2 pseudogenes are annotated in these 979 nt (G+C 47.9%); both read right to left on the bottom strand.

Annotation, left to right across the window (positions count from 1 at the left end):
* A pseudogene (locus ACFIKE_RS11435) lies at positions 1–398 on the bottom strand (phage portal protein); the annotation flags it as partial.
* Positions 383–979: pseudogene (locus ACFIKE_RS11430) on the bottom strand (PBSX family phage terminase large subunit); the annotation flags it as partial. The pseudogenes ACFIKE_RS11430 and ACFIKE_RS11435, both read right to left, overlap by 16 nt.

The following is a 979-nucleotide window of genomic DNA, read 5'->3' as shown; positions in this document are numbered from 1 at the left end:
CTATCAGCGTATTCGGCATGCGCCATGTCCCGAAACCATTCTGCCGCACCGGTAAGCAATTCACTAGGCAATGCCTTGCCTACTTGACGGGGAATGAATTGCACTTCGCGCTTGTTATTTCTCTCTGACCCCACAACAGCATTCACAAGCGGAGCAATACGATTAAAGGTCATAACGGGGCGGCGTTGCTCTTTTAACGCCGCTAAATCAGCCTCATTCCACTGATCACCATTGTAAAAACGAAAATCCTCCCGCGCATGTTCACGCCATTTATTCACATGCTCCACATCTTCTTTGTACCAACTCACAAGCTTACGAAATAAGCCTTCTGTCGACAAATCTGATGCGTTACTTTCTTTATCTAAATGCTCTTCATCATACATCATTCTGCCATCCATGAGGTACTCTCATATTCCGTTCTGCCGCTATAAGCTGGTCGCCTTTGTATCGTCGGAGGTTCTTCATAAGCCACGCACATCAATCCAAAGGCATCTGCTCCATGACTGGACCAATCATGCTCTGCTCCCAAGCCAATATTGCGCTTCTCATCCCATTTCTCGTGATACCAATTCAGTGCTTTGCGCCCTGCTACGGTCGTTTTTTCATTGAACCAAACAGACGGCAAAATACGTCGCACCGCCTCTATACGCATCTTAACCGCCCCTGCTCCCTGATTGGGAACAACCTGTGTTTCAAAGCCCGCATCATTTAAAGCGCTCTCAAAACTCACATTGTGCACACGGTCTCTGGTCGCACCATCATGGGGCAAAACCATCAGTGCCTTCTCATAACCATTTTGACGTAACCAACCGATATGCTCCGATAATGGTTGTCCTTGTGCTTCGTAATAATTAAGTACTCTGATCTCTCTACCAACAAATTGCGCTATCCATATCGCTGTGGCATCTGCCTTAGCACCCGTGCCCCCAATATCCCAAAAGGCGCGTATTTGCATCAAGGGGTCACGAGCAACACGCCC

This window comes from Bartonella sp. MU70NMGDW (genome assembly GCF_042194085.1).
Lineage (GTDB): Bacteria > Pseudomonadota > Alphaproteobacteria > Rhizobiales > Rhizobiaceae > Bartonella > Bartonella grahamii.
The sequence above is the reverse complement of the archived record's forward strand: the minus strand, read 5'-3'. Positions and strand labels throughout refer to the sequence as shown.